This is a genomic window from Actinomadura sp. 9N215 (genome assembly GCF_044326345.1).
Classification (GTDB): Bacteria; Actinomycetota; Actinomycetes; order Streptosporangiales; family Streptosporangiaceae; genus Spirillospora.
In genome coordinates this window covers 141,406-166,393 of record NZ_JBIRBA010000009.1, presented here as the reverse complement: position 1 = coordinate 166,393, position 24,988 = coordinate 141,406, and the positions used below count along the sequence as shown (strand labels likewise).

At 72.6% G+C, this 24,988-nt stretch carries 23 protein-coding genes; 5 read left to right on the top strand and 18 right to left on the bottom strand.

The features are described 5' to 3' along the window. The first annotated feature begins 3 nt into the window (after nucleotides 1-3). Nucleotides 4-804, top strand: coding sequence for a TetR/AcrR family transcriptional regulator (locus tag ACH34T_RS17485; protein ID WP_395993181.1), 801 nt, complete (start codon nucleotides 4-6; stop codon nucleotides 802-804). Nucleotides 805-814: 10 nt separating this feature from the next. On the opposite strand, the gene ACH34T_RS17480 is transcribed toward ACH34T_RS17485, so the two are convergent. Further along, nucleotides 815-1,186, bottom strand: coding sequence for a VOC family protein (locus ACH34T_RS17480; protein WP_395993180.1), 372 nt, complete (start codon nucleotides 1,184-1,186; stop codon nucleotides 815-817). A 263-nt stretch (nucleotides 1,187-1,449) separates the two neighbouring features. Next, nucleotides 1,450-2,256 (bottom strand): trans-aconitate 2-methyltransferase, encoded by an 807-nt coding sequence (locus tag ACH34T_RS17475; RefSeq protein ID WP_395993179.1) that lies wholly within the window; start codon nucleotides 2,254-2,256, stop codon nucleotides 1,450-1,452. 127 nt (nucleotides 2,257-2,383) lie between these two features. Between ACH34T_RS17475 and ACH34T_RS17470 the strand changes: the two genes are divergently transcribed. Continuing rightward, nucleotides 2,384-3,247, top strand: coding sequence for a patatin-like phospholipase family protein (locus ACH34T_RS17470; protein WP_395993178.1), 864 nt, complete (start codon nucleotides 2,384-2,386; stop codon nucleotides 3,245-3,247). A 36-nt stretch (nucleotides 3,248-3,283) separates the two neighbouring features. Here ACH34T_RS17470 and ACH34T_RS17465 read toward each other — a convergent pair whose 3' ends face one another. From ACH34T_RS17465 to ACH34T_RS17455, 3 genes are read right to left on the bottom strand one after another with little or no spacing between them, the layout of a single operon-like run. Next, entirely contained in the window at nucleotides 3,284-3,925 is a 642-nt protein-coding gene (locus tag ACH34T_RS17465) for a response regulator (protein WP_395993177.1), read from the bottom strand. Nucleotide 3,926: 1 nt separating this feature from the next. After that, entirely contained in the window at nucleotides 3,927-5,117 is a 1,191-nt protein-coding gene (locus tag ACH34T_RS17460; protein WP_395993176.1) for a sensor histidine kinase, read from the bottom strand. A gap of 4 nt (nucleotides 5,118-5,121) precedes the next feature. After that, complete coding sequence (locus ACH34T_RS17455) at nucleotides 5,122-6,120, bottom strand: MMPL family transporter (protein WP_395993175.1); 999 nt, start codon at nucleotides 6,118-6,120, stop codon at nucleotides 5,122-5,124. A gap of 129 nt (nucleotides 6,121-6,249) precedes the next feature. Between ACH34T_RS17455 and ACH34T_RS17450 the strand changes: the two genes are divergently transcribed. Beyond that, nucleotides 6,250-6,741 carry a MarR family winged helix-turn-helix transcriptional regulator gene (locus ACH34T_RS17450; protein WP_395993174.1) on the top strand — a complete coding sequence of 164 codons (492 nt, stop codon included), beginning with the start codon at nucleotides 6,250-6,252 and terminating at the stop codon, nucleotides 6,739-6,741. A 17-nt stretch (nucleotides 6,742-6,758) separates the two neighbouring features. Here the strand turns inward: ACH34T_RS17450 and ACH34T_RS17445 are convergent, their stop codons facing one another. The 9 genes from ACH34T_RS17445 to metG form a co-directional block, all read right to left on the bottom strand. Then, nucleotides 6,759-8,576 (bottom strand): ABC-F family ATP-binding cassette domain-containing protein, encoded by a 1,818-nt coding sequence (locus ACH34T_RS17445; protein WP_395993173.1) that lies wholly within the window; start codon nucleotides 8,574-8,576, stop codon nucleotides 6,759-6,761. Nucleotides 8,577-8,634: 58 nt separating this feature from the next. Next, complete coding sequence (locus ACH34T_RS17440) at nucleotides 8,635-8,889, bottom strand: hypothetical protein (RefSeq protein ID WP_395993172.1); 255 nt, start codon at nucleotides 8,887-8,889, stop codon at nucleotides 8,635-8,637. Between the two features lie 40 nt (nucleotides 8,890-8,929). Continuing rightward, complete coding sequence (locus ACH34T_RS17435) at nucleotides 8,930-9,118, bottom strand: hypothetical protein (RefSeq protein WP_395993171.1); 189 nt, start codon at nucleotides 9,116-9,118, stop codon at nucleotides 8,930-8,932. Between the two features lie 146 nt (nucleotides 9,119-9,264). Beyond that, the gene (locus tag ACH34T_RS17430; protein WP_395993287.1) at nucleotides 9,265-10,185 is read right to left on the bottom strand and encodes a 4-(cytidine 5'-diphospho)-2-C-methyl-D-erythritol kinase; all 921 of its coding nucleotides are present in this window, start codon (nucleotides 10,183-10,185) and stop codon (nucleotides 9,265-9,267) included. Between the two features lie 94 nt (nucleotides 10,186-10,279). Then, on the bottom strand, nucleotides 10,280-11,398 hold the full coding sequence (locus tag ACH34T_RS17425) for a glycoside hydrolase family 26 protein (RefSeq protein WP_395993170.1): 1,119 nt from the start codon (nucleotides 11,396-11,398) through the stop codon (nucleotides 10,280-10,282). 179 nt (nucleotides 11,399-11,577) lie between these two features. After that, entirely contained in the window at nucleotides 11,578-12,462 is an 885-nt protein-coding gene (gene rsmA, locus ACH34T_RS17420) for a 16S rRNA (adenine(1518)-N(6)/adenine(1519)-N(6))-dimethyltransferase RsmA (RefSeq protein WP_395993169.1), read from the bottom strand. 18 nt (nucleotides 12,463-12,480) lie between these two features. After that, on the bottom strand, nucleotides 12,481-13,341 hold the full coding sequence (locus tag ACH34T_RS17415) for a transglycosylase family protein (protein WP_395993168.1): 861 nt from the start codon (nucleotides 13,339-13,341) through the stop codon (nucleotides 12,481-12,483). A 170-nt stretch (nucleotides 13,342-13,511) separates the two neighbouring features. Further along, nucleotides 13,512-14,336, bottom strand: a complete 825-nt coding sequence (locus tag ACH34T_RS17410; RefSeq protein ID WP_395993167.1) for a TatD family hydrolase — start codon at nucleotides 14,334-14,336, stop codon at nucleotides 13,512-13,514. Continuing rightward, nucleotides 14,333-16,135 (bottom strand): methionine--tRNA ligase, encoded by a 1,803-nt coding sequence (metG, locus tag ACH34T_RS17405; protein ID WP_395993166.1) that lies wholly within the window; start codon nucleotides 16,133-16,135, stop codon nucleotides 14,333-14,335. Before metG ends, ACH34T_RS17410 begins: the two co-directional genes overlap by 4 nt. A gap of 102 nt (nucleotides 16,136-16,237) precedes the next feature. Here metG and ACH34T_RS17400 point away from each other — a divergent pair, with 102 nt between their 5' ends. Continuing rightward, nucleotides 16,238-17,887 (top strand): glycosyltransferase family 39 protein, encoded by a 1,650-nt coding sequence (locus ACH34T_RS17400; protein ID WP_395993165.1) that lies wholly within the window; start codon nucleotides 16,238-16,240, stop codon nucleotides 17,885-17,887. Here the strand turns inward: ACH34T_RS17400 and ACH34T_RS17395 are convergent. Continuing rightward, complete coding sequence (locus tag ACH34T_RS17395) at nucleotides 17,884-19,794, bottom strand: hypothetical protein (protein WP_395993164.1); 1,911 nt, start codon at nucleotides 19,792-19,794, stop codon at nucleotides 17,884-17,886. The genes ACH34T_RS17400 and ACH34T_RS17395 overlap by 4 nt on opposite strands. A 207-nt stretch (nucleotides 19,795-20,001) precedes the next feature. After that, nucleotides 20,002-21,429 carry a glycosyltransferase family 2 protein gene (locus ACH34T_RS17390; RefSeq protein WP_395993163.1) on the bottom strand — a complete coding sequence of 476 codons (1,428 nt, stop codon included), beginning with the start codon at nucleotides 21,427-21,429 and terminating at the stop codon, nucleotides 20,002-20,004. 413 nt (nucleotides 21,430-21,842) lie between these two features. On the opposite strand from ACH34T_RS17390, the gene ACH34T_RS17385 reads away from it, so the two are divergent. After that, nucleotides 21,843-23,672: a glycosyltransferase family 39 protein gene (locus ACH34T_RS17385; RefSeq protein ID WP_395993162.1), complete on the top strand. Its 1,830-nt coding sequence runs from the start codon at nucleotides 21,843-21,845 to the stop codon at nucleotides 23,670-23,672. Between the two features lie 16 nt (nucleotides 23,673-23,688). Here ACH34T_RS17385 and ACH34T_RS17380 read toward each other — a convergent pair whose 3' ends face one another. Then, nucleotides 23,689-23,991 carry a hypothetical protein gene (locus tag ACH34T_RS17380; RefSeq protein WP_395993161.1) on the bottom strand — a complete coding sequence of 101 codons (303 nt, stop codon included), beginning with the start codon at nucleotides 23,989-23,991 and terminating at the stop codon, nucleotides 23,689-23,691. 71 nt (nucleotides 23,992-24,062) lie between these two features. After that, nucleotides 24,063-24,953, bottom strand: a complete 891-nt coding sequence (rsmI, locus tag ACH34T_RS17375; protein WP_395993160.1) for a 16S rRNA (cytidine(1402)-2'-O)-methyltransferase — start codon at nucleotides 24,951-24,953, stop codon at nucleotides 24,063-24,065. Between the last annotated feature and the right edge of the window lie 35 nt (nucleotides 24,954-24,988).

The following is a 24,988-nucleotide window of genomic DNA, read 5'->3' as shown; positions in this document are numbered from 1 at the left end:
CCCGTGACAGAACCCGCTCCCAGACCCCGCAGAAAGCGGATGACGGGCAAGGAACGCCGCGAGCAGCTCCTCGACATCGGCCGGACGCTGTTCGCCGGGCGCGGGCTCGACGGCACGTCGGTGGAGGAGATCGCCTCCGCGGCGGGCGTGTCGAAGCCCGTGGTGTACGAGCACTTCGGCGGCAAGGAGGGCCTGTACGCGGTCGTCGTCGACCGGGAGTTCGAGCGGCTGCTGAGGCTCGTCACCGAGGCGCTGAACTCGGCGATCCACTACCGGAGCAAGCTGGAGAAGGCGGCGCTGGCGCTGCTGGAGTACATCGAGGAGAACCCGGACGGCTTCCGGATCCTCGTCCGGGACTCGCACGGCGGCACCGGCACCGGCAGCTACGCGAGCCTGCTGAGCGAGATCGCCGGCGAGGTGGAGTACATCCTCGCGCAGGAGTTCGACCGGCACGGCTACGACGACAAGTTCGCGTCGCTGTACGCGCAGAGCCTGGTCGGCATGGTCGCGCTGACGGGCCAGTGGTGGCTGGACGTCCGCAAGCCGCGCCGGGAGGAGGTGGCGGCGCACGTGGTGAACCTCGCGTGGAACGGCCTGTCGGGGCTCGAACCGAAGCCGTCCCTCGATCCGCGCCGCCGGCGCAAGGAGCTGGAGCGCCTGGAGAAGCGCGCGGAGAAGGCCGCCGCGAAGGCGGAGAAGGCGGAGGAGAAGGCCGCGGCCAAGGAGGAGAAGGCGGCGGCCAGGGCGGTGCGCGCCCAGCGCAAGGGCCGCCGCGATCCCGAGGTCGCCGACCCGTCGCCGTGATCCGGACGCGTCAGTGGGACGCGGGCGACGGTTGCAGGAATTCGAGCCGGTTGCCCACCGGGTCGTCGGCGTAGAAGCGGCGGAATCCGGGGAACAGGTCGTCCGGTGTGACGTCGTGGCCCGCGGCGCGGAGGCGTTCGGCGAGCGCGTCGAGGTCCCGGACGAGGAGCGCAGGGTGGGCCTTGCGGGCGGGACGGAAGTCGCGCTCGATGCCGAGGTGCAGTTCGACGCCGTCGCCGCGGAACCAGGCTCCTCCTCTCCCGGCGAGTCCGGGCGGCTTGGCGGCCTCCTCCAGCCCGAGGACGCCGGTGTAGAAGGCGCGGAGCAGGCCTTCGCTGCCGGGCGGCGCGGCGAGCAGGACGTGGTGGACACCGCTGATCATCTGTGTCTCCTCGGTGCGCGACCGGCGGCCGCCCGGAGTTCTTCTGGGCGGCCGCCGGCCAGGGGTCGCCGGTCTCGGGTCGCGAGGCCGGGATACGCCGGACGCCGCCGGACCGTCCGAGCTGGCACACCGCAGGGGAACGAGTCGCTTCCCCCGGCCGGGCCGGGCGGCGTCCCGTCCTTGGGCGCCGCGGCCGCGCGCCGCTTGCGCGCACGGCATCTCTCGACGTCAAGACACAGCATGACCCGGACTGTATCTTGATGTCAAGAATCATTCCGGGTGGCGATCACGAAGATCCGCCGGAAGGGGAACACGGTGCCGTAGGGCGCGGGCGGGTACGCCTCGCGCAGCCTCTCCCGGTAGGCGGCCAGGAACTCCTCCGTCTCGCCGGGGTCGAGGGCGGACAGGACGGGACGCAGCGTGCTGCCCTTGACCCATTCGAGGACGGGATCGTCGCCCTGCAGGACCTGGACGTGGGTCGTCTCCCAGGCGTCCACCGCGCAGCCGTGGCGGGCCAGCAGGTCGAGGTAGCCGGCCGGGTCGAGGACGGGGGCGTCCCGCTGGAGCGCGCCGAGCTTGTCGCGCCAGCGGTCGGACCGGCCCAGCTCGCGCAGCAGAACGTGGCTCGGCTCGCCGAAGTTGCCGGGGACCTGGAAGGCGAGGCGTCCGCCCGGTGTGAGCGCGTCCGTCCACCGGGGCAGCAGGTCGGGGTGCTCCGGGATCCAGTGCAGGACGGCGTTGCTGACGATGAGGTCGACGGGGCCCTCGGGACGCCAGGCGGCGACGTCCCCGACGCGGAAGCTCAGCCGTCCGGGGATCTCGCGCCTGCGGGCCTCGGCGATCATCTCGGCGGAGCCGTCCAGGCCGTCGATGACCGCGGCCGGCCATCGGGCGGCGAGGGTCGCGGTCAGCTCTCCCGTGCCGCAGCCGAGGTCGACGATGCGGGCCGGGCCGGCGTCGGCGCCAGCGGTGGGGGCGGAGTCGGTGAGGCGTCTGACGAGTTCGCGGAAGGGTCGGGCGCGTTCGCCGCCGAATGCCTCGTACTGCGCGGGGTCCCACACCGTGTTCATAGTCCGCCTCACGTGTCTCGACATCGAGATACAGCGTGCTCACCGCCATATCTTGATGTCAAGAGTATGGGTGGGTAGGTCGCCCGGGGGATGCGGTCCGGCCCTCGCGCTTCCTACGCTCGCGAGCATGACGCAGAGCAGAGAATCGGGTGGGTGGGCGCTGGTGCTCGGGCCGGGCGGACCGGTCGGGACGGCGTGGCTGGCGGGCCTCGCCGCCGGGCTGCGCCTGGCGGGCGTCGAACCGGCCGCCGCGGAGCCGATCGTCGGGACGTCGGCGGGCGCGATCGCCGGCGCGATGATCGCGACCGGACGCGAGCTGGCCGCGGTGGCGGAGCTGCCGCTCCGGGGCCGGGACAGACCGGCGGCGGACGGCTCGGTGATGGTCAGGGCGCTCGAACTGACCGGCTCCCCCGGCCTGGACCCGGACGAGGTCAGGCGCCGGATCGGACGGCTCGCGCTGGAGGCCGAGGCACTGCCCGAGGAACGGCACCGGGCCGGAATGCAGTTCCTCGTGGGGACGGACGAGTGGCCCGTCCGGCGAACCGGACGGCCCCGGCTGCTCATCACCGCGGTGGACGTCGAGTCGGGCAAGCCGGTCGTGTGGGACGACGGCAGCGGCATCCCGCTGACGGCCGCCGTCGCGGCGAGCAGCGCCGCGCCCGGGTTCGCCGAGCCGGTGACCATCGCGGGCCGCCGCTACATGGACGGCGCGTTCGGCGGCGGCTCCAACGCGTACCTGGCGGCGGGCGCGAACGCCTGCACGGGCGCGGACGCCGACGCGGGCGTGGTCGTGCTGGTCGAGCCGATCCCGCAGATGTCGGACGGCCCGGGCGCGGACGTCCGGATCGTCCCGGACGAGCGGACGCTTGAGGCGTTCGGCGACAACGTCGGCGACATGGCGCGCTGGGCGCCGGCCTACCGGGAGGGCCTCCGGCAGGCCCCGGCGGCGGCGGAGCTGATCGGATCGGTCGTCAGCGTTCCGGGCGGGTGACTCGGCCGTCAGGGCCCCAGGCGGGGGGCTCGGTCGTCAGGGGTCAGGGCGGGTGATGAGGCCGCGGTCGAGGGCGACGATGACGGCGTGGGTGCGGTCGCTGACGTCGAGCTTGGCGAAGACGCGCAGCAGGTGCGTCTTGACGGTCGCCTCGGCGATGACGAGGCGGCGGCCGATGTCGGCGTTGGACAGCCCGTCCGCGACGGCGTTGAGGACGTCGATCTCCCGCGCGGTCAGCGCCACCGGCGCGGGCCGCCGCATCCGGGCGACGAGCTTCTCGGCGACGCGCGGCGCGAGGACGGTCTCGCCGCGGGCCGCGGCGTGGATGGCGTCGACGAGCTGGTCGCGGGTCGTGTCCTTGAGGAGGTAGCCGATGGCGCCGGCCTCGATCGCGTGCTCGATGTCGGCGTCGGTGTCGTAGGTGGTGAGGACGAGCACGCGGGTGCCGCCCCGGCCGGTGATCTCGGCGGTGGCGGCGACGCCGTCCAGGACGGGCATGCGCAGGTCGAGGAGCGCCACGTCGGGACGGAGCCGGTCGGCGAGCTCGACGGCCGCGCGCCCGTCGCCGGCCTCGCCGACGATGTCGATGGTGGGCTCCGAGGCCAGCAGCGCGACGACGCCCGCGCGCATGACCGTGTGGTCGTCCACGATGATGATCCGGAGCCTGCGGTCGGTCATGTCATGCCTCTCCGGAGCTCGTGGGCAGGGGGATCAGGGCGTGGACGCGGGTGCCGTCGCCGGGCGAGCTGGTGACGGTGAGCTCGCCGCCGAGTTCGGCGACGCGGCGGCGCATGCCGTCCAGGCCGAACCCGCGGGACTCGCCGGACTCGCCGGCCGCCGGACGGGCGCCGGTCGGGAAGCCGCGGCCGTCGTCGGTGATCTCCAGTTCGACGCCGTGCGGGTGCCGTTCGAGGACGACGCCGACCGTCGTCGCGGCGGCGTGCTTGCGGACGTTGGCCAGGGACTCCTGCGTGCAGCGCAGCAGCGCGATCCGGGTCGGCTGGTCGCAGTCGACGTCGGGCAGGTCGGCGGTGACGGTGAGCCCGGTGTCCTCGGCGAACCGGTCGAGGGTGCGGCGCAGCGCGCCCGCGACGGAGGCGGGCGCCACGCTGTTCGCGGACGCCGACCCGACGAGCACCCGCGCCTCGGCGAGGTTCTCGCGGGCGGTCTGCTCGATCGAGAGGAGCTGCTGGGAGCTCCTGTCCGGGTCGGCGTCGAGTCCGTTCCGGGCCGCCTCCGCCAGGACGACGATGGACGCGAAGCCCTGCGCGAGCGTGTCGTGGATCTCGCGGGCGAGCCGTTCCCGCTCGTCGGCGGCGCCCTGGCGGCGCTGGGCCTCGGCGAGCCGCCGCTGGGCGTCCTCCAGGTCCGCGGTGAGGAGGCGGGCGCGTTCGTCGCGCTGCCCGACGACCCGGTGCATCCACAGCCCGAACAGCACTCCGGCGGAGTAGCCGATGAGGGCGGCGATCGCGTTCCCGGTGAGGATCTCGCCGTCCCGTCCCTGCTGGACGATGTTCCCGGCGACCGTGGCCGCGGCGGCGGCGCCGCTGAGGACGACCGCGCGCCGCGGGCCTCCCGCGAGGATCCAGAAGTGCGGGAGCGACACGATCAGCAGGGACGCGGCGCCGTCCATCAGGTAGGAGACGGCGCCGATCCCGAGGATGAGCACGCCGAGGAACGCGTACCGGCGGACGGCCGCGTTCCCCGGAAACGTGCCGGTGATCGGATAGCAGAGCGCGAGCACGACCAGCAGCGACAGCGTCGTGGACCTCGTCGTGTTCGGCTGGTCCCACACGGCCATGGCCTGCGGGATCAGTCCGAAGGACAGCCAGAACGCGGCGTACCACCGGCGGAGTGCCCGTTGCGCCATGCGATCAGACTACGTTTTCCGCCGACGGCCCGGTGACCATGGGGTCACGCACCGGGCCTTCCGGTGCGGAGGGCCCAGTCGGCAGGGAGGGCCGGGACGGCCACCAGCTCTTCTCGCCGAGGAGCCGTCCGCCGGACCTGGCCCGCTCCTCCCGTTCCCGCTTGAGGTAGAAGAGGGTGTAGTCGACGCCGACGGCCATGCCGATCAGCAGGATCATGCTGGCGCCGACGCCCACGTCCGGGAAGGCGTGGGAGGCGAGCATCGACAGGCCCACGGCCGCCGCGATCGACGTCAGGGCCAGCAGGATCGGCACGACGGCCAGCGACACCGACCCGAACACCACCAGCAACGTGATCAGCGTGATGGGCAGCGCGATGACCTCGGTGCGCGACAGGTCCTCGCCGCGCAGCTCGTCGATGCCCTTGCCGATGGACGGCCCGCCGGTCTCCTCCACGCGCACGCCGGGATGCGCGGCCCGCACCTCGGCCGTCTGCGCGAGCAGCGGATCGACGTGCTTCTTGCCTTCGAGTTCGGGGCCGCGCAGCGTGACCTTGACGCGGACGGCCGTCCCGTCACCCGACCGGATCGGCGCGGACACCGACTCGACCTCGGGAAGCCGCTTCATACGGGACGCGGCGTCACGCGCGGCGGCGTCGGCGGCGGGCGCGTCCAGCGTGCCCGGCGTGCCCGGCGTGCCCGGCGTGCCCGGCGTGCCCGGCGTGCCCGGCGTGGCCGTGCCCGGCGTGGTCGCGCCCGGCTTCGCGCTGATCAGGATGTGTTCGACGGGCTTCTGCTGGAGGCCGCCTTCGGTCGCCATCGCCTCGCCCCGGCCGGCCTCGCCGATCCAGAAGTCCTCGGTGGTGGCGGCCTGGCCGCCGACCGCGATACCGGCGCCGAGGCACATCATCACGAACAGGAACCATCCGGCGATCGCTCTCCATGGGTGCCCGGCGCTCCACCGGGCCGCGCTTGTCGTCAGACTGGGAACAGAGGGGTTCGTCATACTGGAAATGCTGGTCGCGGGCCCCCCGTCCGCATGAGGCTCGACCGGCTGAACTTCGTGTCCACCGATCGGTGGACCCCCGCCGCCGAACCCCTTTTCTCGATATCAAGGCAGGTAGGGTGGTCGACCATGGCGCAGGATGAGGTGGACCGGCTCGTCGAGGCGTGGCGCACCGAGCGCCCGGACCTGGACGTCCGGCCGCTGCAGGTCCTCAGCCGCGTCTCCCGGCTGGCCCGGCACCTCGACCGCGCCAGGCGCGGCGCGTTCGCCGACCACGACCTGGAGTCGTGGGAGTTCGACGTCCTCACGGCGCTGCGCCGCGCGGGCAGCCCCTACCAGCTCAGCCCGGGGCGGCTGCTGCGGGCCACGCTCGTCACGTCCGGGACGATGACGAACCGCATCGACCGGCTCGCGGCGGCCGGGCTCGTCGAGCGGCATCCCGACCCGCAGGACAAGCGCGGCGTCCTGGTCCGTCTCACCGGCGCGGGCATGACCCGGGTGGACGCCGCGTTCGCCGACCTCCTCGAACGGGAGCAGGCCATCCTCGAAAGCCTCAGCCCCGTCCAGCGCGAGGCGCTTGCCGATCTGCTCCGCACGCTGCTCATCCCGTTCGACGAATAGCGGGCCGATCCGGCCGGTTAACCGATGTCCTCGGCGAGCATCAGCCATTCCTCTTCGACCGTGGCGGCCTCGGCCTGGATCTCCTTGAGACGCCCGTCGAGTTCCTGGAGCTTGGCGTAGTCGGTGGCGTGCGCCGCGAGCTGCTCGTGCAGGTCGGCCTCCTGCCCGGCGAGCTTCTCCAGGCGGCGTTCGAGCCGGTCGAGCTCCTTGCGGGCCTTCCAGTCCTGCCCGCCCTTGGGCCTGGGCGCGTCCTTGCCGGCGGGCGCATTCCTGCCGGCGGGGGCGGCCTTCCTCGCGGGGACGGGCGTGCCGTCGGAGCGCGCGGGCTTCGGGGCCGTCCCGGCGGCGCGGCGTTCGAGGTATTCGTCGACGCCGCCGGGCAGCATCGACACGCGTCCGTCGCCGAGCAGCGCCACGACGTGGTCGGTGACGCGCTCCAGGAAGTACCGGTCGTGGCTGACGACGACCAGCGTGCCGGGCCAGCCGTCCAGGAGGTCTTCGACCTCGGTGAGCGTCTCGATGTCGAGGTCGTTGGTGGGCTCGTCCAGGAGGAGGACGTTGGGTTCGCCCATCAGGAGGCGGAGAAGTTGCAGCCGGCGCCGTTCACCGCCGGACAGGTCGCCGACGGGCGTCCACTGGCGTTCGCGGTGGAAGCCGAGGCGTTCGAGGAGCTGGCTCGCGGTCCAGTCGCGCTTGCCGACGGTGATGCGGCGGCGGATCTCCTCCACCGACTCCAGGACGCGCTGAGACGGCTCGATGTCCTCCAGGTTCTGCGTCAGGTGCGCGAGCTGGACGGTCTTCCCCCGCACCACCCTCCCGGACACCGCGGGCACCGAGCCGTCCAGCAGGCGCAGCAGCGTGCTCTTGCCGCTGCCGTTGACGCCGACGAGCCCGACGCGGTCACCCGGGCCGAGCCGCCACGTCATGCGCTCGAAAATGGTGCGGGCCGCGGCGTCCTCGCCGACCCGGACGGTCGCGTCCTCCACGTCGTAGACGGTCTTGCCGAGCCGCGCTGTCGCGAAGCGAGTCAGTTCCACCGAGTCGCGCAGCGGCGGCTCGTCGGCGATCAGCGCCTGCGCGGCGTCCACCCGGAACTTCGGCTTGGACGTGCGGGCCTGCGGGCCGCGCCGCAGCCACGCCAGCTCCTTGCGGAGCAGGTTCTGCCGCTTGGCCTCGGTCGCGGCGGCGATCCTGGAGCGTTCGGCCTTCGCGAGGACGTAGGCGGAGTAGCCGCCCTCGTAGCGTTCGACGCCTCCGTCGACGACCTCCCACGTCCGGTCGGTGACCTCGTCCAGGAACCAGCGGTCGTGGGTGACGACGAGCAGTGCGGACTTGCGGCCCTTCAGGTGCCGGGCCAGCCAGTCGATGGCCTCGATGTCGAGGTGGTTGGTGGGCTCGTCCAGGAGCAGCACGTCGGACTCGGGGACGAGGAGCCGGGCCAGCGCGACCCGGCGGCGTTCGCCGCCCGACATCCCCGCGAGCGGCGCGTCCAGGTCGAGGCCGGCGAGCAGGCCGCCGAGGACGTCGCGGGCGCGGACGTCGCCCGCCCATTCGTGCTCGGCGCGGTCGCCCAGGACCACGGACCTGACCGTCGCGTCTTCGGCGAAGTCGTCCCGCTGGGCCAGGTGGCCGAGCCGCAGCCCGCGCGAGTGCGTGACGCGCCCGGCGTCGGGCTCGGTCTCCCGCGCGAGGACGGACACGAGGGTGCTCTTGCCGCCGCCGTTCCGGCCGACGACGCCGACGCGGTCGCCCTCGTCCAGGCCGAGGGACACGGCGTCGAGCAGCGGTTCCGGCGCGTAGGCCTTGGCGACGTTCTCAACGTTGATCAGATTCACGACGCCACCAAGCCTATTGGCCCCGCCGAACCCGTCCGACCGGGCGGGTCCCGGGCCGTCAGGCTCCGGGCGGCGGGCCTTGCGGCCCTTGCGGCCCTTGCGGGCCGTGCCCGGGCGGCGGAGGGCCGTATCCGGGCTGGCCTTGCCCTGGCTGGCCGTACCCAGGCTGGGCGTATCCCGGTGGGGGGCCGGTGTACTGGTTCTTGTTCCGGCTGGAGGACGCGACGGCGACGATGATCACCACGATCACGGCCACGAGTCCCAGCACGAAGAGCAGGAGCAGGAGGAGCGCCATGGATCCAACCGTCGTCATGTTCGTCCTCGGCCGATCGGTCGGTCGGGGGGCGGGAGGGTCAGCGCATGGCCGGCGGGGTCGGGCCTCCGTCGGCCTGCGCCTCAAGGCTAGCGGCCCGCGCGCGTCCCGCGACGACCGAGCCGGGCGCGTTGCGGCGCACGTCCCGGTCGCGGCGCACGGCCAGCAGGACGAGCGTCGCCATCATCGCGATCGCCATGACGGCGAGCAGCCCGGACAGGTACGTCATCGCTCCACCTCGCCGGAGGGATCAGCGCTTGCGCGAATCGGTGTCACGGATACATGACGCCTGTCGTGCGCAAGAAGTTCGCTTGTGTGACAAGCGCATCTACCCTTTTTTATTAGGAAAGCTTCTTGTTGGGGAGGGGGCGGAGGTCACATCGCCGTCGCGCCGGGGACGGGTCCGTGCGCCCGCAGGACCTGCCGGGCGACGCCCGCGCCGTCCAGCGCCTCGGCGAGCTCGGCGGCGTCCTCCTCGGTCTCCGCGAGGAACGCGCACGTCGGTCCGGACCCGGACACGAGCGCCCCGGCCGCGCCAAGATCGTGACCCGCGTCGAGGACGCGCCCCAGCGACGGCCGCAGCGACAGCGCCGCCTCCTGGAGATCGTTGGTCAGCGCCGCGCCGAGCCCCTTGGCGTCGCCGGTGGCGAGCGCGGTCATCAGCGCCTCGGAGACCACCGGCGGCGCCGCCTCCACCCCCTGGGCCGCGCGGATCCGGTCGCATTCGCCGTAGACGGCGGGCGTGGACAGGCCGCCGTCGGCGGTCGCGAACACCCAGTGGAACGTCCCGCGGGTCAGGGCGGGGGTGAGCCGCTCGCCGCGTCCGACGCCGATCGCGGTGCCGCCGAGGATGGCGAACGGCACGTCGCTGCCGAGCTCCGCGCCCAGTACCAGCAGGTCGTCGCGGGTGATGACGGGCTCGTCGCGGTCGTCCCAGAGCCGGGCGCAGGCGACCAGCGCGGCGGCGGCGTCGGCGCTGCCGCCCGCCATGCCGCCCGCCACCGGGATCGCCTTGCGGATCCGGATCGCGACGCGGGGTTCGACGCCGAGCCGGGCGGCGACGAGCCTGGCCGCCTTCGCCGCGAGGTTGTCGTCGTCGACCGGGACGTCGCCGACGTCCACCCGCGAGTACGGGGCGGACTCGACGCGCACCTCAAGCCGCGGCCCGTCCGCGGCCGTCACGTCGTCGAACAGGGAGACGGCATGGAACACGTTGACGAGGTCGTGGTAGCCGTCGTCGCGGATCGGCCCCACTCCGAGCTGAAGGTTGACCTTGGCGGGGACGCGTACGCTCACTGCGGTCACGACGGAAACCCTACGGCCAATTCCGAGCGGACGCGCCCCGGCCCGGCGTCATCGTGCGGCCCGGTCGGCCCTACCGCCAGGCGCATCAGTCTCCGCTGGTCACGGGCAGGTTGCGGGGGTTGAAGTAGGGGGTCGTGGCGAGTTCGCGGAGGGCCGACACGGTGTGCTTGTCGCCGGTCACCGCGTACGCGCGGCGCTTGTCGCGGGCGTTCGCGGCCTGCTCGTCGGAGTTGAAGTACACGACGGCCTTGACCTGCGGGTCCTGCAGCGTCTTCGACGCCTCCCTGAGCCATTCGGCGCGGCGCTCCCCGTACGACTTCGGCACGCCGAACTCGGCGATCATGATGGGCTTCTCGCGGTCCCGGGCCCACTGGAGGAACATCTTCACGGCCTCCGACAGGTCGCGGTACTCGTAGTCGGTGCCGGGCTGCGCGTCGGCGCAGATCCAGTCGACCTGGTCGTCGCCTGGATAGAACGCCGGGGCGTCGCCGCCGCCGAAGCCGCGGGCGCTGGGGCACCACACCCACGCGACGTTGTCGACCTTCTCCTGCTTGAAGATCGCGCGCAGGTGCTTCCAGGCCGCGACGAAGTCGTCCGGCGAGTGGACCCGTTTCTTGCCGGCCGCCTTGTCCATGTCCCGCGACCAGCGCAGGAAGACCGGCTTGCCGAGGGCCTTGACGGCGCGGGCCCGGCTCTTGACGAGCTCGTCGTACTCGCCCTGGACGATCTTCTTCGTGTCGGCCTCGCCCCAGGTCAGCAGCAGATAGCGGTTGCCGTCGGTGACGGACTTGTCGAGCCCGGCGGGGAACTCCGCCGTCCAGCTCCGGTAGTTCTGCACGATGTCGAGCTGCCGTCCGAGCTGCTGCTCGAAGCCGACGACCGGGGCCATTCCCGGCTTCTCCGCGTCCTTGCCGGTGGGCTTCACGGTCGGCGCATCCGACGGCGACTTCGACGCCGACGCCGACGCCGAGCCCGACGGAGAGCCCGAGGGCGATTCCGGCGGAGAGCCGGACTTGGACGCGGACGGCCCGCCCTCCCCCTCCGGCGGCACCCAGGCCCCGAAGTACGCCCCCTCCTTCGGCGGCACCGGCGCCACGCCCGCCCGCGCCGTCGTCGTGATCTTCGGTGCGGCCCCCGCGCCGCCGCCGCAGCCCGCCGCCACCGTCGCGACCATCGCCGCGGTGGCGAGCAGGGCGGTCCCCACGATCGGCAACCTCGCCCGCGCCGTCCGCGAACGCCCCTTCACATCGACCTCCGGCTCGTGCTGTCTAGTCGTCCCCTGTGGAGGCTGTCCAGTGTCCCCCGTGGAGGTTCCGCTCCCGCTCCCCGGTACCCACCAAGCTGAGGCACCCCGTGCTCGGAACACCGTGCCTGAAACACGCCTCAGGGGGTTGGGAGCCGATCTCCCCGGCGTGAAGGACCATACTCGGCAATACGGGCGAAGGCGGCCACGTCCAGAGCTTCGCCCCTCGACCGCGGGTCGACGCCCGCCGCGCGCAGCGCCTCCTCCGCGGCCGCCGCGGACCCGGCCCACCCGGCCAGCGCCGCCCGCAGCGTCTTGCGGCGCTGCGCGAACGCGGCGTCGACCACGGCGAACACCTCCGCGCGGGTCGCCGCGGTCGGCGGCGGCTCGCGGCGGGTGAACGCGACCAGGCCCGAGTCGACGTTCGGCGCGGGCCAGAACACCGCACGCCCGACCGCCCCGGCCCTGCGCGCGTCCCCGTACCAGGCGAGCTTCACCGACGGCACCCCGTAGATCTTCCCGCCGGGCGCGGCGACCATCCGGTCGGCGACCTCGGCCTGCACCATGACGAGCCCGGTCCGCAGCGACGGCAGGGCGGCCAGCAGGTGCAGGACGACCGGCACCGCCACGTTGTACGGCAGGTTCGCGACGAGCGCCGTCGGCTCGGGCCCGGGCACCTGTGTGATCTTCATCGCATCGGCGTGCACGACCTCCAGCCGTCCGGCGAGCTCCGGTGCACGCGCCGCGACGGTGCCGGGCAGCGCCGCGGCCAGCGCCGCGTCGACCTCCACGGCGACGACGCGGCCCGCCTCCGGCAGCAGCGCCAGCGTCAGCGACCCGAGACCCGGCCCCACCTCGATCACGACGTCGTCGGCGTGCGGCGCGGCCGTCCGGACGATCCGCCGGACGGTGTTCGCGTCGATGACGAAGTTCTGCCCGAGCGTCTTCGTCGGCCTGACGCCGAGCCGTTCCGCCAGCTCACGCACGTCTGCCGGACCGAGCAGCGCCGCCTGTGTCTCCCCCACGGCCCCGATTGTTCCAGCTCAGCTGAACAGGTACTTCCCGCAGTGCGGCCATTGGCCCTGCCAGCGTCCGTTCACCCGCTTGTAGAGCAGCTGCGCCCGGTAGGTCTGCTCGGCGGCGCTGGCGTCCGACGGCTTGCCCTTGCCGCCGACCGACGCCCACGAGGTCATGGAGAACTGGTACAGGCCGTAGTACCCGGCCGGGTTCACGGCTTTCGGGTTGTTGTTGGACTCGCAGCCCGCGAGCCCCCGCCAGTTGAGCCCGGCGGCCGAACCGGTGCCCGCCGCCTTCGGGCCGACCGCGAGGATCCGCGCGACGGGCTTCCGCTTGATCCGCTGCGTGATGATCTTCTTGACGGGCTTGGCCTTCGCGGCCGCCCCGGTCGCTCCGGCCTTCGCCCCCCGCGCGTTCTTCGAGACCGGCCGCCGGACGTACGCCCAGGTCACGACCTTGATGCCGGGACGGCCCTCGCGCAGCACCTTCTCGTCCCACGGCGCCACCGAGGCGCTCTTCTTGCGGATGGTCTTGGCGGGCACCTTCACGACCGCGGTCTTCGGCGCCGACAGCAGCCGCAGGACCTTGACGACGTCCCCGGCGGGCTGGTCCACGGCCGGCTTGACCAGGTCGTGCGGGCCCAGCGCGATCTTGGCCTGGTCGAGGACCTGCTGGACGGTCGTGCCGGTCGTCATCGTCTCGGCCGGCTTGCCGTCGACGACGATGACGACCTTGCGCGGCGCGGGCGCGCTGGTGCGGGGCGCGTCCGCGGCGGCCCGCTGCGGACCGGCCGATCCGCCCCCGCCGCAGCCCGCCAGCACCACCGCGCTCAACAGCGCAGGGGCCAGCAGCCATGGGACGGCAGGACGCGGGGAGTGGCGACGCACGGGAACCTCCAGGGGGTCGGGCTCGGGGGTGCCCGCTCAGAGGCCAGAGAGTAAGCCCGTCCCCCGGGTCTCCGCCACCACATCGCCCACATGCGTCCCCCAGCCCCCGCCTGAGCCACCTGATCGGCGGTCGACCTCGCCGGACGCCTACGATCAGGAGGCCGATTCGGCTACCAGGGACCGAAGGCGCGCTCGCCGTTGGCGGCGATGGCGGTGCACAGGTCCGCCACGTCCACGCCCTTGATCTCCGCCATGGCGCGGACGGTGTACGGGATCAGGTACGACGCGTTCGGCTTGCCGCGGTGCGGGATCGGCGTCAGGAACGGCGCGTCCGTCTCCACGAGCACCAGGTCGAGCGGCGCCGTCCGCAGCGCCTCGCGCAGCGGCTCGGCGTTCTTGAACGTGACGTTCCCGGCGAAGCTCATCAGATAGCCGTGCCCGGCGCAGATCTCGGCCATCCGGGCGTCGCCCGAGTAGCAGTGGAAGACGACCGTGCCGGGCGCGCCCTCCTCGTCCAGGACGCGCAGGACGTCGTCGTGCGCGTCGCGGTCGTGGATGACGAGGGCCTTGCCGGTGCGCTTGGCGATCTCGATGTGGGCGCGGAAGGCGCGGTGCTGGTCGGCCTTCGGCGCCCAGTCGCGGTAGTAGTCCAGGCCGGTCTCGCCGATCGCGCGGACCTTGCGGTGCTTGGCCAGCCGCGCCACGTCCTCCAGGACGGCGTCGGAGATCCGGGTCGTCTCGTTCGGGTGGATCGCCACGGCGGCGTACACGTCGTCGAACTCGTCGGCGGCCTCCACGGCGAACCGCGACGACGGCAGGTCGCAGCCGATCGTGACGATCCGGGTGACGCCCGCCGCCTTCGCCGACCTCAGCTGCTCCTGCACCGGCGTGTCGACGATGTCGAGGTGGCAGTGGCTGTCGAACACGTCCACCGGGAGCCGCTCGGGGAGCGGCGGGAACGAGCGTGAACTCTGCCCGTCCCCGTTCCGGCTCATCGGTTCTCCAGCCTGGCGAGCTCCTCGTCGACGACGGACGTGTCCAGCTTCGTGAACAGCGGCGTCGGTTTCGCCAGCGCCACGCCGGGCTTGATCGGCGTGGACTCCCAGCGCGCCTCGGTCGCGTAGTCGCCGGTCAGGATGGTGTAGTCGGGGCCGCCGTCCTCCGAGACGGTCTGCAGCTCCGGCATGCCGCTCCACACGCCCTGCCCGCCGAGCATCTCGTACACCTTCTGCGACGAGCGCGGCAGGAACGGCGTCAGCAGCGTCTTCGCGTCGTCGACGACCTGCAGCGCGGTGTAAAGGATCGACTTGACGCGGGCCGGGTCGTCCTTGAGCTTCCAGGGCGCCTGGTCGGACAGGTACTTGTTGGCGTCGCGGACGACGTCCAGCGCCTCGGTGATCGAGTTCTTGAACCGGGACCGTTCGAGCTCCGCGCCCACCGCCGCGAACGCGCTCCGGCTGCGCTCCAGCAGCGCCCGGTCGGCGTCGGTGAGGTCGCCCGCCTCGGGGATCGCGCCGAAGTTCTTCGCCGCCATGTTCACCGACCGGTTGACGAGGTTGCCCCACGCGGCGACCAGCTCGTCGTTGTTGCGGCGGACGAACTCGGCCCACGTGAAGTCGGTGTCCTGGTTCTCGGGTCCGGCGATCGCGACGTAGTAGCGCAGCGCGTCGACGTCGTAGCGGGCGAGGAAGTCCTGGACGTAGATCACGACCTGGCGGGACGAGGAGAACTTCCTGCCCTCCATCGTCAGGAACTCCGACGACACGACCTCCGTCGGCACGTTCAGCGCGCCCAGCGAACCGGGCGTGCCGCCCTTGTCGCCCTGGCCGCTGTAGCCGAGGAGCATCGCGGGCCAGATCTCGGCGTGGAAGACGATGTTGTCCTTGCCCATGAAGTAGTAGGACAGGGCGTCCGGGTCCTGCCACCAGGCGCGCCACGCCTCCGGGTCGCCGGACCGCCGCGCCCACTCCACGGACGCGGAGAAGTACCCGACGACCGCGTCGAACCACACGTACAGCTTCTTCGCCGGGTTGTCGCGCCAGCCGTCCAGCGGGATCGGGACGCCCCAGTCGAGGTCGCGGCTGATCGCGCGCGGCTGCATTTGGTCCAGCAGGTTCAGCGCGAACTTCAGCACGTTCGGCCGCCACGCCAGGGCGCCGTTCTGCTTGCCGCGCAGGTACCGGCCGAGGACCTCGGTGAACGCGGGCAGGTCGAGCATGAAGTGCTCGGTCTCGACGAACTTCGGCGTCTCGCCGTTGATCCGCGACACCGGGTTGATCAGGTCGACGGGGTCGAGCTGGTTGCCGCAGTTGTCGCACTGGTCGCCGCGTGCGCCGTCGTACCCGCAGATGGGGCAGGTGCCCTCGATGTAGCGGTCGGGGAGCGTCCGTCCCGTGGACGGCGAGATCGCGCCCATCGTCTTCTGCGGGAAGATGTAGCCGTTGTCGTACAGGCCCTTGAAGATCTCCTGGACGACGGCGTAGTGGTTCCGCGTCGTCGTCCGGGTGAACAGGTCGTAGGTCATGCCGAGGCCGTGCAGGTCCTGCGCGATGACCTCGTTGTAGCGGTCGGCGAGCTCCCGCGCGGACACGCCCTCCTTGTCGGCCTGCACCTGGATCGGCGTGCCGTGCTCGTCGGTGCCGCTGACCATCAGGACCTTGCCGCCCGCCATCCGCTGGTAGCGGCTGAACATGTCGGCGGGCAGCGCGAAACCGGAGACGTGCCCGATGTGACGGGGCCCGTTGGCGTACGGCCAGGCGGGCGCGGTCAAGATATGACGGCTTGACGAGGACATGGAATCAAGGGTAGTCGCGTCACGGGCGCCCCGGCACGCGAGTAGCCTGGTCCGGCGTCGCAGCCGCGCGATCCCCACGATCCCATGGAGGCGGAGCCAGGCATGGCCCAGACCACGTCCGATCAGCCGGCCGTCGACGAGGCGGGAGCCGGAGCCGACCCGGACGACCCGCCCCGAGACCTGCCGGCCCGCGCGGCCGCACGGCTGACCGCTCGGCTGGCGGGGCGGGTACGGCGGACGCGGCGCGTGGTGTGGCTGTCCCTGCTGGTCGCGGCCGCGACGGTGCTCATGCAGTGGGTGATCATGACCCCGCCGCTGTACTTCGACCCGTACTACGTGTGGCTCGCCGCCCGCGACTGGCCCGACGTCCCGCTGACGCAGTGGCCGTTCGACGAGGTCCCGCACCAGGTCACCCGGATCGGGCTGGTGCTGCCGGCGCGGCTCGTCCAGGAGGTCATCGGGGACGGGCAGGCCGCGTTCTTCGTCGTCGCGGCGCTCGGCGGCTGCGCGTTCTTCGTTGGAACGTACCTGGTCGTCAGGTCGCTGTTCGGGGACGTGGCGGGCGTCGCGTCCGCGGCGGTCCTGCTCGTCCACCCGTTCTTCACGATGACGAACCCGTTCGGCCGCGAGATCACCTGGTCGACCGGGCTGGTGCTGCCGGACATGCCCGGCGCCGGGCTGTTCACGATCGGGATGGCGGGCCTCGTCGTCGCGAGCCGCAGGACCGGACGCGCCCAGACCCGCATGCTGGTCGCCGCCGGGGTGTTCATGGCGTCGGCGTTCCTCGTTCGGGAGTTCCTGGCGTTCCTGTTCCTGCCCATCCCGGTCTACCTGGCTCTGCTGCGGATCCCGTGGCGCCGGAACGTCACGGTCGGCGCGCCGATGCTCGCGATCCTGGCGGTCAACCTCGTCCACAACCAGATCGTGTGGGGCAGCCCGCTCGCCGGGCTGATCTCGGCCGCCGAGCACGGCGGCCAGTCCCGCGACGTCGTGACGCGCGGCCTCGCCGCCCGCTCGTTCCTGCGCGCCATGCACGACTGGAACGCTCTCGGCCTGGTGTTCACCGCCGCGCTGGCGCTGACGATCGTCGGCTGGGCGGTGACCCGCGACCGGCGGCTCGCGCTGGTCCTGGTGTGGTTCTTCACGCTCGCCGTGCCGCTGACGCTGTTCTCCGGCGTCCTCGACCCCAACGACATCTCGCTGCGAGCCTGGCTCCAGCGGTACTGGTTCGCGGTGCTGCCCGCGCTGCTCGGGGGCGGCTTCGGCTCCCTGATCCTGATGTTCCGGATGCTGCCGTCCGGGCTGGTGTCCCGGCTGCGGCTCGGCACCCTGGTCGTTCCGGTGCTGGCGGTGGCGTTGGGCGGGACGTACGTGGTGGCCGCCGTCCGCGCCGTCCCCGACCTGCCGCGCGACAACGCGTGGAGCGAGCTGCGCGGCTACCTCGCCGGGCACCGCGACATCACGCTGATCTGCGCCGACCGGCGGCTCGCGCAGACCCTCACGTTCTACACGCGGGACGTCTGGGGCGACCCGGTCTGGCGCGGCGAGATCCGCGACTTCCCGCACTACATGCCGCAGGTCCCGCGGAACGCGACCGAGGGGCCGATGCTGTACACGCGGTGGCGCGGGATGGAGTCGCCGATCGCGGGCGGGTGGCGTCCTGACCCGGCGCATGGTTGGCGGCTCATGTGGCGCTCGTCCGACGGCGTCCTGCAACTCTGGAACCCGCCGCCCCAGCCTCCGCAGGACTAGCGGCCGCTGGCCGATGGGAGGACGGGCCTAGCGGCCCAGGCGACCCAGTCGCCCTGGATGGTGCGGCGGCTGTCGATGATCCGCCAGCCGGGCGGGGCGCCCTTGGGCCAGGACGCGGCGGCGGGCTTGTCCTTCGGCCACGCCAGGACGACCATGTCCACGTTCTGGGGCGGCGGGGTCCAGCGGGCGTCGAAGACGCTGCCGTCGCTCCACCAGGCCCAGTAGTAGTGCGACAGCCTGATCGTCCACGGGACGTTCCAGTCGACCGCGATGGACCGCTGACCGTGCAGGTCGATGCTCTGCCTGATGTCGGTGTGCGCGGTCTCCTCGCGGACCAGCGGGCGGGCGATGCGGTCGGTCGCGGTCATGGACATCCCGACCGCGACGACGGCCAGCACGCCCGCGAGCAGCAGCGGCCCGCTGCGCCGCAACCGGACGACCGCCACGGACGCGCCCAGCAGCACGAGGGCCGTGGCTGTGGCGTGCCATAGGCGGAACGACTCCCAGTCCCATGTCAGGAAGGACGTCTCCGGGAAGTCGTAGGCCGTGTGGGTGTACTGGGTCAGCAGATCGCCCGCGTACCACTGGACGACGCACGCGGCGATGACCGTCATGGTGGCCGCCGACGCCGTCGCCCACAGCAGCGTCCGCGGCGACGTGCGCAGCAGCACCGCGACCCCGACGGCGAACAGCACCGGCGTGACCGAGGCGAGGTAGCGGCCGTAGACGTAGTTGCCGACGCGGTACTCGACCGGCAGCGCCGCCGAGGTGGCGAACGCGACGCCCGCCACGATGACGACGAGCGCGAGCGCGAGCGCCCGCGTCCGGCCGGACGTGCCCAGCGGCGTGCCCGCCGGACGGACGGCGACGAACGCGACGGCGACGAGGCCGATCGCCGCCATCCCGCCGGTCGCGACGGCCTGGTACCAGACCTGGCCGGTGCCGAGCGACAGCATCCAGCCCCAGCCGTCCTCGGTGGTGAGCCGCCGGACGACGTTGCCGCCGAGGTCGTTGTCCCCCTGCGGGTACATGTGCGGCAGCAGCGACCGGTTCAGCAGCATCCCGGCGCCCGTCCCGGCGGCGGCGGCGAGCGCGGCGAGGGACGTCGCGCGCCAGGACCGCCACCGGAACACAAGCGCGGCGGCCAGCAGCGCCACGTGCGCGACCAGCAGGACCGCGCCGCGCGTGTGGCAGGCGTAGGCGTAGGCGACGAGCAGCGACGCGCCCGTCCCGGCGAGCGCGAGCCGGGAGGACGCGCGCCGTCCGGCCGGGGGCGGGGCGTTCAGCCACGCGTGGACGAGCAGCAGCCAGCCGGCCAGGATCACCGGGAGGACCGCGTCGGTCAGCGCGAACTCGGAGTAGAACAGCACGCACGGCAGCACCGCCGTCACGTGCCCGAACACGTACGACCAGCGCCTGCGCACCCCGAGGCGGCGCAGCAGCAGGTAGGCCAGCGGGAGCATCGCGGCGCTGATCAGCGCGTTGATCACCAGGGCGCCGCGGTAGACGGTCACCGGGTCGTCGCCGAACCAGAACGCGGGCGTGAGCAGGAGCGGGTACCCGCCGCGGTAGACGGTCCCGAACGACATGTCCGCGTCGGGACCGCCGGTCAGGACGCGGGCGGCGAACAGGTAGCCCGACTCGTCCGGGGTCGCGACCGGCACCGTCTGCCCGGAGGCCAGCACGAGCCGGACGGCGACCTGCGCGACCCAGCCGAGGACGAACAGCCAGGCCCAGCGGCGGCGGCTCGGCCGGGACGGGGCGGGGCGCCGGTCCGGCGGCGCGACCGGCGGACGCGCGCTGACAGCCGGCCCGGCAGCCGACCGGGCGACCGATCGGGCGGCCGGCCCGGGCGCTGACGGAGCCGGTGACGCGGTCTCGGCGCCCGCCGGCGTTGGCGTGCTCATCGACGTACGGCCCCCCGGGCGCCGGGCTGTCAGAGAACGGTGATCCATCGGCGGTCAAGCCTGTCACAACGCGGCCGGGACACCGGTCCGGGGCCCGGAAACAGTCAGCGAGTCCTCGGCATTCGCGACGGTCTGTCCCGCCTGTTTTTCAGATGTTGACAATCATCGTGCGACGGATCGGCGACCGGTACGACCCGGCCGGTCCCGCTATTTCCTGGACGCGCCGCCCTCGTCCCCTTCGCCGCCCTCAGACGCCTGCGGCTTCGACTTCGACCTCGTGGCGTCCGCCTTGCCGGCGGCACCGTTCCCGGCGGCGCCCTTCCTCGCAGGGCTCTTCCGAGCGGCGGCGCCCTTCCCGGCGGTGACCCTCGCGGGCTGCTCTTCGTTGGCGCCCTCGGCACTCTCGGCGTCCTCGGCGTCCTTGGCGACGCGGCGGGCTGCGGCGTCCACGACGCCCGCGGCCTCCTCGGCCGGGTCGATGATCGGCGGGTGCTGGCGGCGGCGGATGCCGAGGATGCTGACGAACAGCGACGCGAAGATGGCCTGGAGGCTCATCACGAGCGCGGTGGCGGCGGGGACGACGATGCGCAGCGACTCGCGCGGGTCCAGCTCGCCGAAGCTGTTGACGCGCCAGTGCAGCAGCGACGCGACGAGTCCGCCGAGACCGGCGACGGCGAGCAGCCCGCCGAGCAGCAGCCCGCGTTCCAGGCTCCACCAGTCGATGATCTTCTGGACCCGCCGGTCGTGCGGCAGGAATCCCTCCTGCATCGCGTAGACCTTCGTGAGCAGCGCGAACAGCACCGCCTGGAAGCCGATCACCAGCGCGGCCCCGGCGCCGACCAGCGTGTCGACGTCGAACGCGATCTCCCCGACCGTGACGGGACCGGTCGACAGTGCGATCCCGGCGAGCAGTCCGAGCGTCATGAAGACGAGACCGGGGATGAGGAACAGCCAGCGCGGGCTGTAGAGCATGAGGAAGCGGAGATGACGCCAACCGTCACGCCAGGTGTTCAGGTGCGGGGCGCGGGTCCGGCCGTCCGGCGACAGGGTCGTCGGGACCTCGCGGATGTCGTAGCCCTGCAGGGTCGCCTTGACGACCATCTCGCTGGCGAACTCCATGCCGCCGGTCTGCAGGCCGAGCCGCATGATCGCTTCCTTGTCGAAGGCGCGCAGCCCGCAGTGGAAGTCGCCGATCTTGCTGCGGAAGAACAGCCGGCCGACGAAGCTCAGCACCGGGTTGCCGAGGTAGCGGTGCAGCGGCGGCATGGCGCCTTCGGCGATGCCGCCCTTGAACCGGTTGCCCATGACGAGGTCGGCGCCGTCGCGCAGCTCGTCGAGGAACGGCCCGAGCGTGGCGAAGTCGTAGGAGTCGTCGGCGTCGCCCATCGCGACGTACCGGCCGCGCGCGGCGCGGATCCCGCCCATCAGGGCGTTGCCGTACCCCTTGTCGATGACCGGCACGACACGTGCCCCCGCGTCCCGGGCGAGCTGCTGGCTGCCGTCGGTGCTGCCGTTGTCGGCGATGACGACCTCGCCGTCGATGCCCTTGTCCTCGAAGAAGCCGATCGTCTTGCGGACGCAGGTCTCGACCGTCTCGGCCTCGTTCAGACACGGCATCACTACGGAGAGTTCCACGCGATCTCCTTCGTTACCCCTGGTGACGTTTCCCCGGATGACGTTTCCCCTGATGACCGCCCGCGGGGTGATCTACTAATCTCAGTTGTTCCGCGCGGCGGCCCGTCGTCGTTCATGAATCTCGCGGTTCATGATGCCTGCCGGCGCCGGGTATTGATGCCCGCTCTCGTCAAGAGCACCCGTATCGTGTTGCCCTATCGCAACCCAAAAAACGTCACCGCCACGGTCGCGGGCGGCAGGCTAGGACGTCAAGCATACGGGCACAGCGGCCCGGAAGGGGTGGGTCGGCTGTGACGCGCGCCGAACGACGCAGTGCCGCTGGACGACCCAGCGCCGCTGGACGACAACGCAGTGCCGCTGGACAACGCAGTGCCGCCGGACAGGGGGCCGGACACCGAAGGGGAGGTGCGGCAGTGGCGGGCGAATCGCCGCGGGGCACCACGGCCGGTCTCGGGCTGGACGACGCGACACAGGGCCACACACCGCAGGGCGGCACGGCGCTGGCCACGGCCGACGCGGCCGCCGGCGGCGCGGACGGACGGCCTGGCGCCGCGAGCACGCGCGACGGCGACGCCCGCGACGGCGACACGCCCGGGAGCACGACGGGCGGCACGGCCACCGTCCCGGTCCCCGACGAGGACCTGGAGGGCGCCGGGCGATCCGGCTCGGCCGCGGCGGACCCGGAGTCCGGAGACCCGGACGGCACGCCGGACGACGAGTCCGCGGACTCCCGGCGCAGGCGGCGCGGCCGCGGCCTGTGGGAGCTGGCCCGGCGGCACCCCGCGTTCAGTGTGATCATTGCCACAGCGGCGCTGCTCCGCGTGATCGCGATGCTCGGCTACCAGCCGGTGATGTTCTTCAACGACAGCTTCGACTACCTGCACGTCGCGACCGACCCGTACCCGCATCCGCTGCGGCCCGACGGCTACTCGTTCCTGCTGCTCGGCCTCAAGCCGTTCCACAGCTTCGTGCTCGTCGCGGCCGTCCAGCACCTCATGGGCCTCGCCATGGGCGTGATGATCTACGCGCTGCTGCGGCGGAAGTTCCGGCTGCCCGGCTGGGGCGCCGCGCTCGCCGCCGCGCCCGTGCTGCTGGACGCCTACCAGCTCCAGCTCGAACACCTCGTCCTGTCGGACACGATGTTCACGTTCCTGGTGATGAGCGCGGTCACGCTGCTGCTGTGGCACGACCGGCCGTCCTGGAAGATCGGCGCGGCGGTCGGCCTGATCGTGGGCCTGGCCTGGCTGACCCGGTCGGTCGGCATGCCGGTGCTGCTCGGCGTCCTGGTGTACATGCTGATCCGGCGCAGCGGCTGGAAGCTGCTGGCGGCCACGCTGGCGGCCTGCATGCTGCCCGTGCTGGCCTACATGGGCTGGTACCAGGCCGAGAGCGGCAAGTTCGCGATCACCGAGAGCAACGGGATCTTCCTGTACGCGCGGGTCTACAAGTTCGCCGACTGCCACCAGATGAAGGACCTGCCGGTCAGCGAGTACCCGCTGTGCACCGAGCCCGCGAACCGCCTGCCCAACTCGCAGGACGGCATCTGGAACTCCCAGTCGCCGCTCAACCGGTACACCGGCACGCGGTTCAGCCCGGAGAACAACGCGCTCGGCAACGATTTCGCCAAGCGCGCGATCGTCGCGCAGCCGCTCGACTACCTGCGGGTCGTCGCGCACGACTTCTTCCGGGTGTTCCGGTGGGAGCGAACGGTGTTCCCCGACCCGGCGACGTACTCGCAGTACGAGTTCGAGCGGAAGAGCAGGCCGCTGCCCGACTGGCACATGGCGGGCGGCGGGATCGCGTCCGCGGAGGCCAGGGCCTACGAGCGCGGCGAGGCCCGTCCCCAGGTCGTCGAGCCGTTCGCCGGGGTCGCCCGCGGCTACCAGGACGTCTTCTACCTGCGCGGGACGATGATCGGCGTCATCCTGCTCGTCGGGCTGGCGGGGCTCGTCCCGCTGTGGCGGCGGTTCGGCGGCGAGGCGCTCCTGCCGTGGACGCTCGCGACCGGGCTGCTGCTGGCCCCGGCCGCGACGGCGGAGTTCGACTACCGGTACGTGCTGCCCGCCATCCCCCTCGCCGCGCTCGCCGCCGGGACGGCGTTCAGGCCCGAGGCCCGCGGGACGGTCGTCGCCTGGACGCGCCGCCTCGCCGCCCTGCCGAGAGCGCGCCGCGGCCCGGGCAAGGCGACACCCACGGACGCCGCCCCCGAGCCCCCCAAGACCTCCGAGCCCCCGGCGAGTTAACGCGCGCCGAGCGTGTTCACCAGGCGTGCATGCGGCGGAGATGGAACACCATCGCCACATCGCTGCCGCTGCGCACCTTCGGCGCCTCGGTGTGCCTGCCCTTCGCCGCGGACAGCGCTTTGACGTTCTGGCTCTGGCAGTTCGGGCAGGAACGGTCCACCCAGGGTGTCGTGCAGGGCTGCCCGCCGCGCTCGTAGATGACGGCCGCGTTCCCGTGCCCGTCCCCGTAATGGCGGACGTCCAGCTCCTCGTCCCAGGTCGTTGTGCAGTTGAGGCACTCGAAAACCCAGACCTCGTGGCTCGACCATGCGTCCTGCATGGCACTCACCTCCGCATCCGTGGTGACGCCACCAACTCCATAGTGCGCCCGCCGCACGCCGTCGGCGCGGGTCATTCCCCGAAAGAACCGTTTCGACCGCTCCGATTCCCGGCGGCCGTCCCCTGGCCGGGATTCCTGGCCTGGACGACGGCGTCGTAGACCACGCGTTTGGGGGCGCCGTTCTCCTTGGCGACCTCCGCGATGGCCTGCTTGCGGGGCGTCCCGGCGTCCTCGCGGGCGGCGACGGCGGCCGCGAGCTCGGCCGGGTCGGACAGCCCCTCCGGCTCGGGCGCCCCGCCGACCACCAGCGTGATCTCGCCGAGCACGCCGTCCTCGGCCCACGCGGCCAGCTCTCCGAGCGGCCCCCGGCGGATCTCCTCGTAGGTCTTGGTCAGCTCCCGGCAGACGGCGGCCGGACGGTCCGCGCCGAACGCGTCCGCCATCGCCGCGAGCGTGGCGGGCAGGCGGCGCGGCGACTCGAAGAACACCATCGTGCGGGGCTCGCGGGCGAGCGCGTCCAGCCGCCGGGCGCGCTCGCCGGGCTTGCGCGGCGGGAAGCCCTCGAAGCAGAACCGGTCGGTGGGCAGCCCGGACGCGACCAGCGCGGTCGTGACGGCGGACGGCCCGGGCAGCACGGACACCGGCACGCCCTCGGCGACGGCCGCGCGGACGAGCCGGTATCCGGGGTCGGACACGCCGGGCATGCCCGCGTCGGTGATGACGAGGACGTCCCGTCCGGCCAGGAGTTCGGCCAGCAGCGCGTCCGCCCGCGCCTTCTCGTTCTGGTCGTGGTAGGACACGATCCGCGCGGTGAGCGACACGCCGAGGTCGTTCGCCAGGCGCCGCAGCCGCCGCGTGTCCTCGGCGGCGATCACCGGCGTGTCCGCCAGCGCCCGCCGCAGCCGCGCCGACGCGTCCTCCGGCCGCCCGATCGGCGCCGCCGCGAGCACCAGAGTCCCCATCACGAACGCCATCCTTCCAGGGACCCCGGCCACCT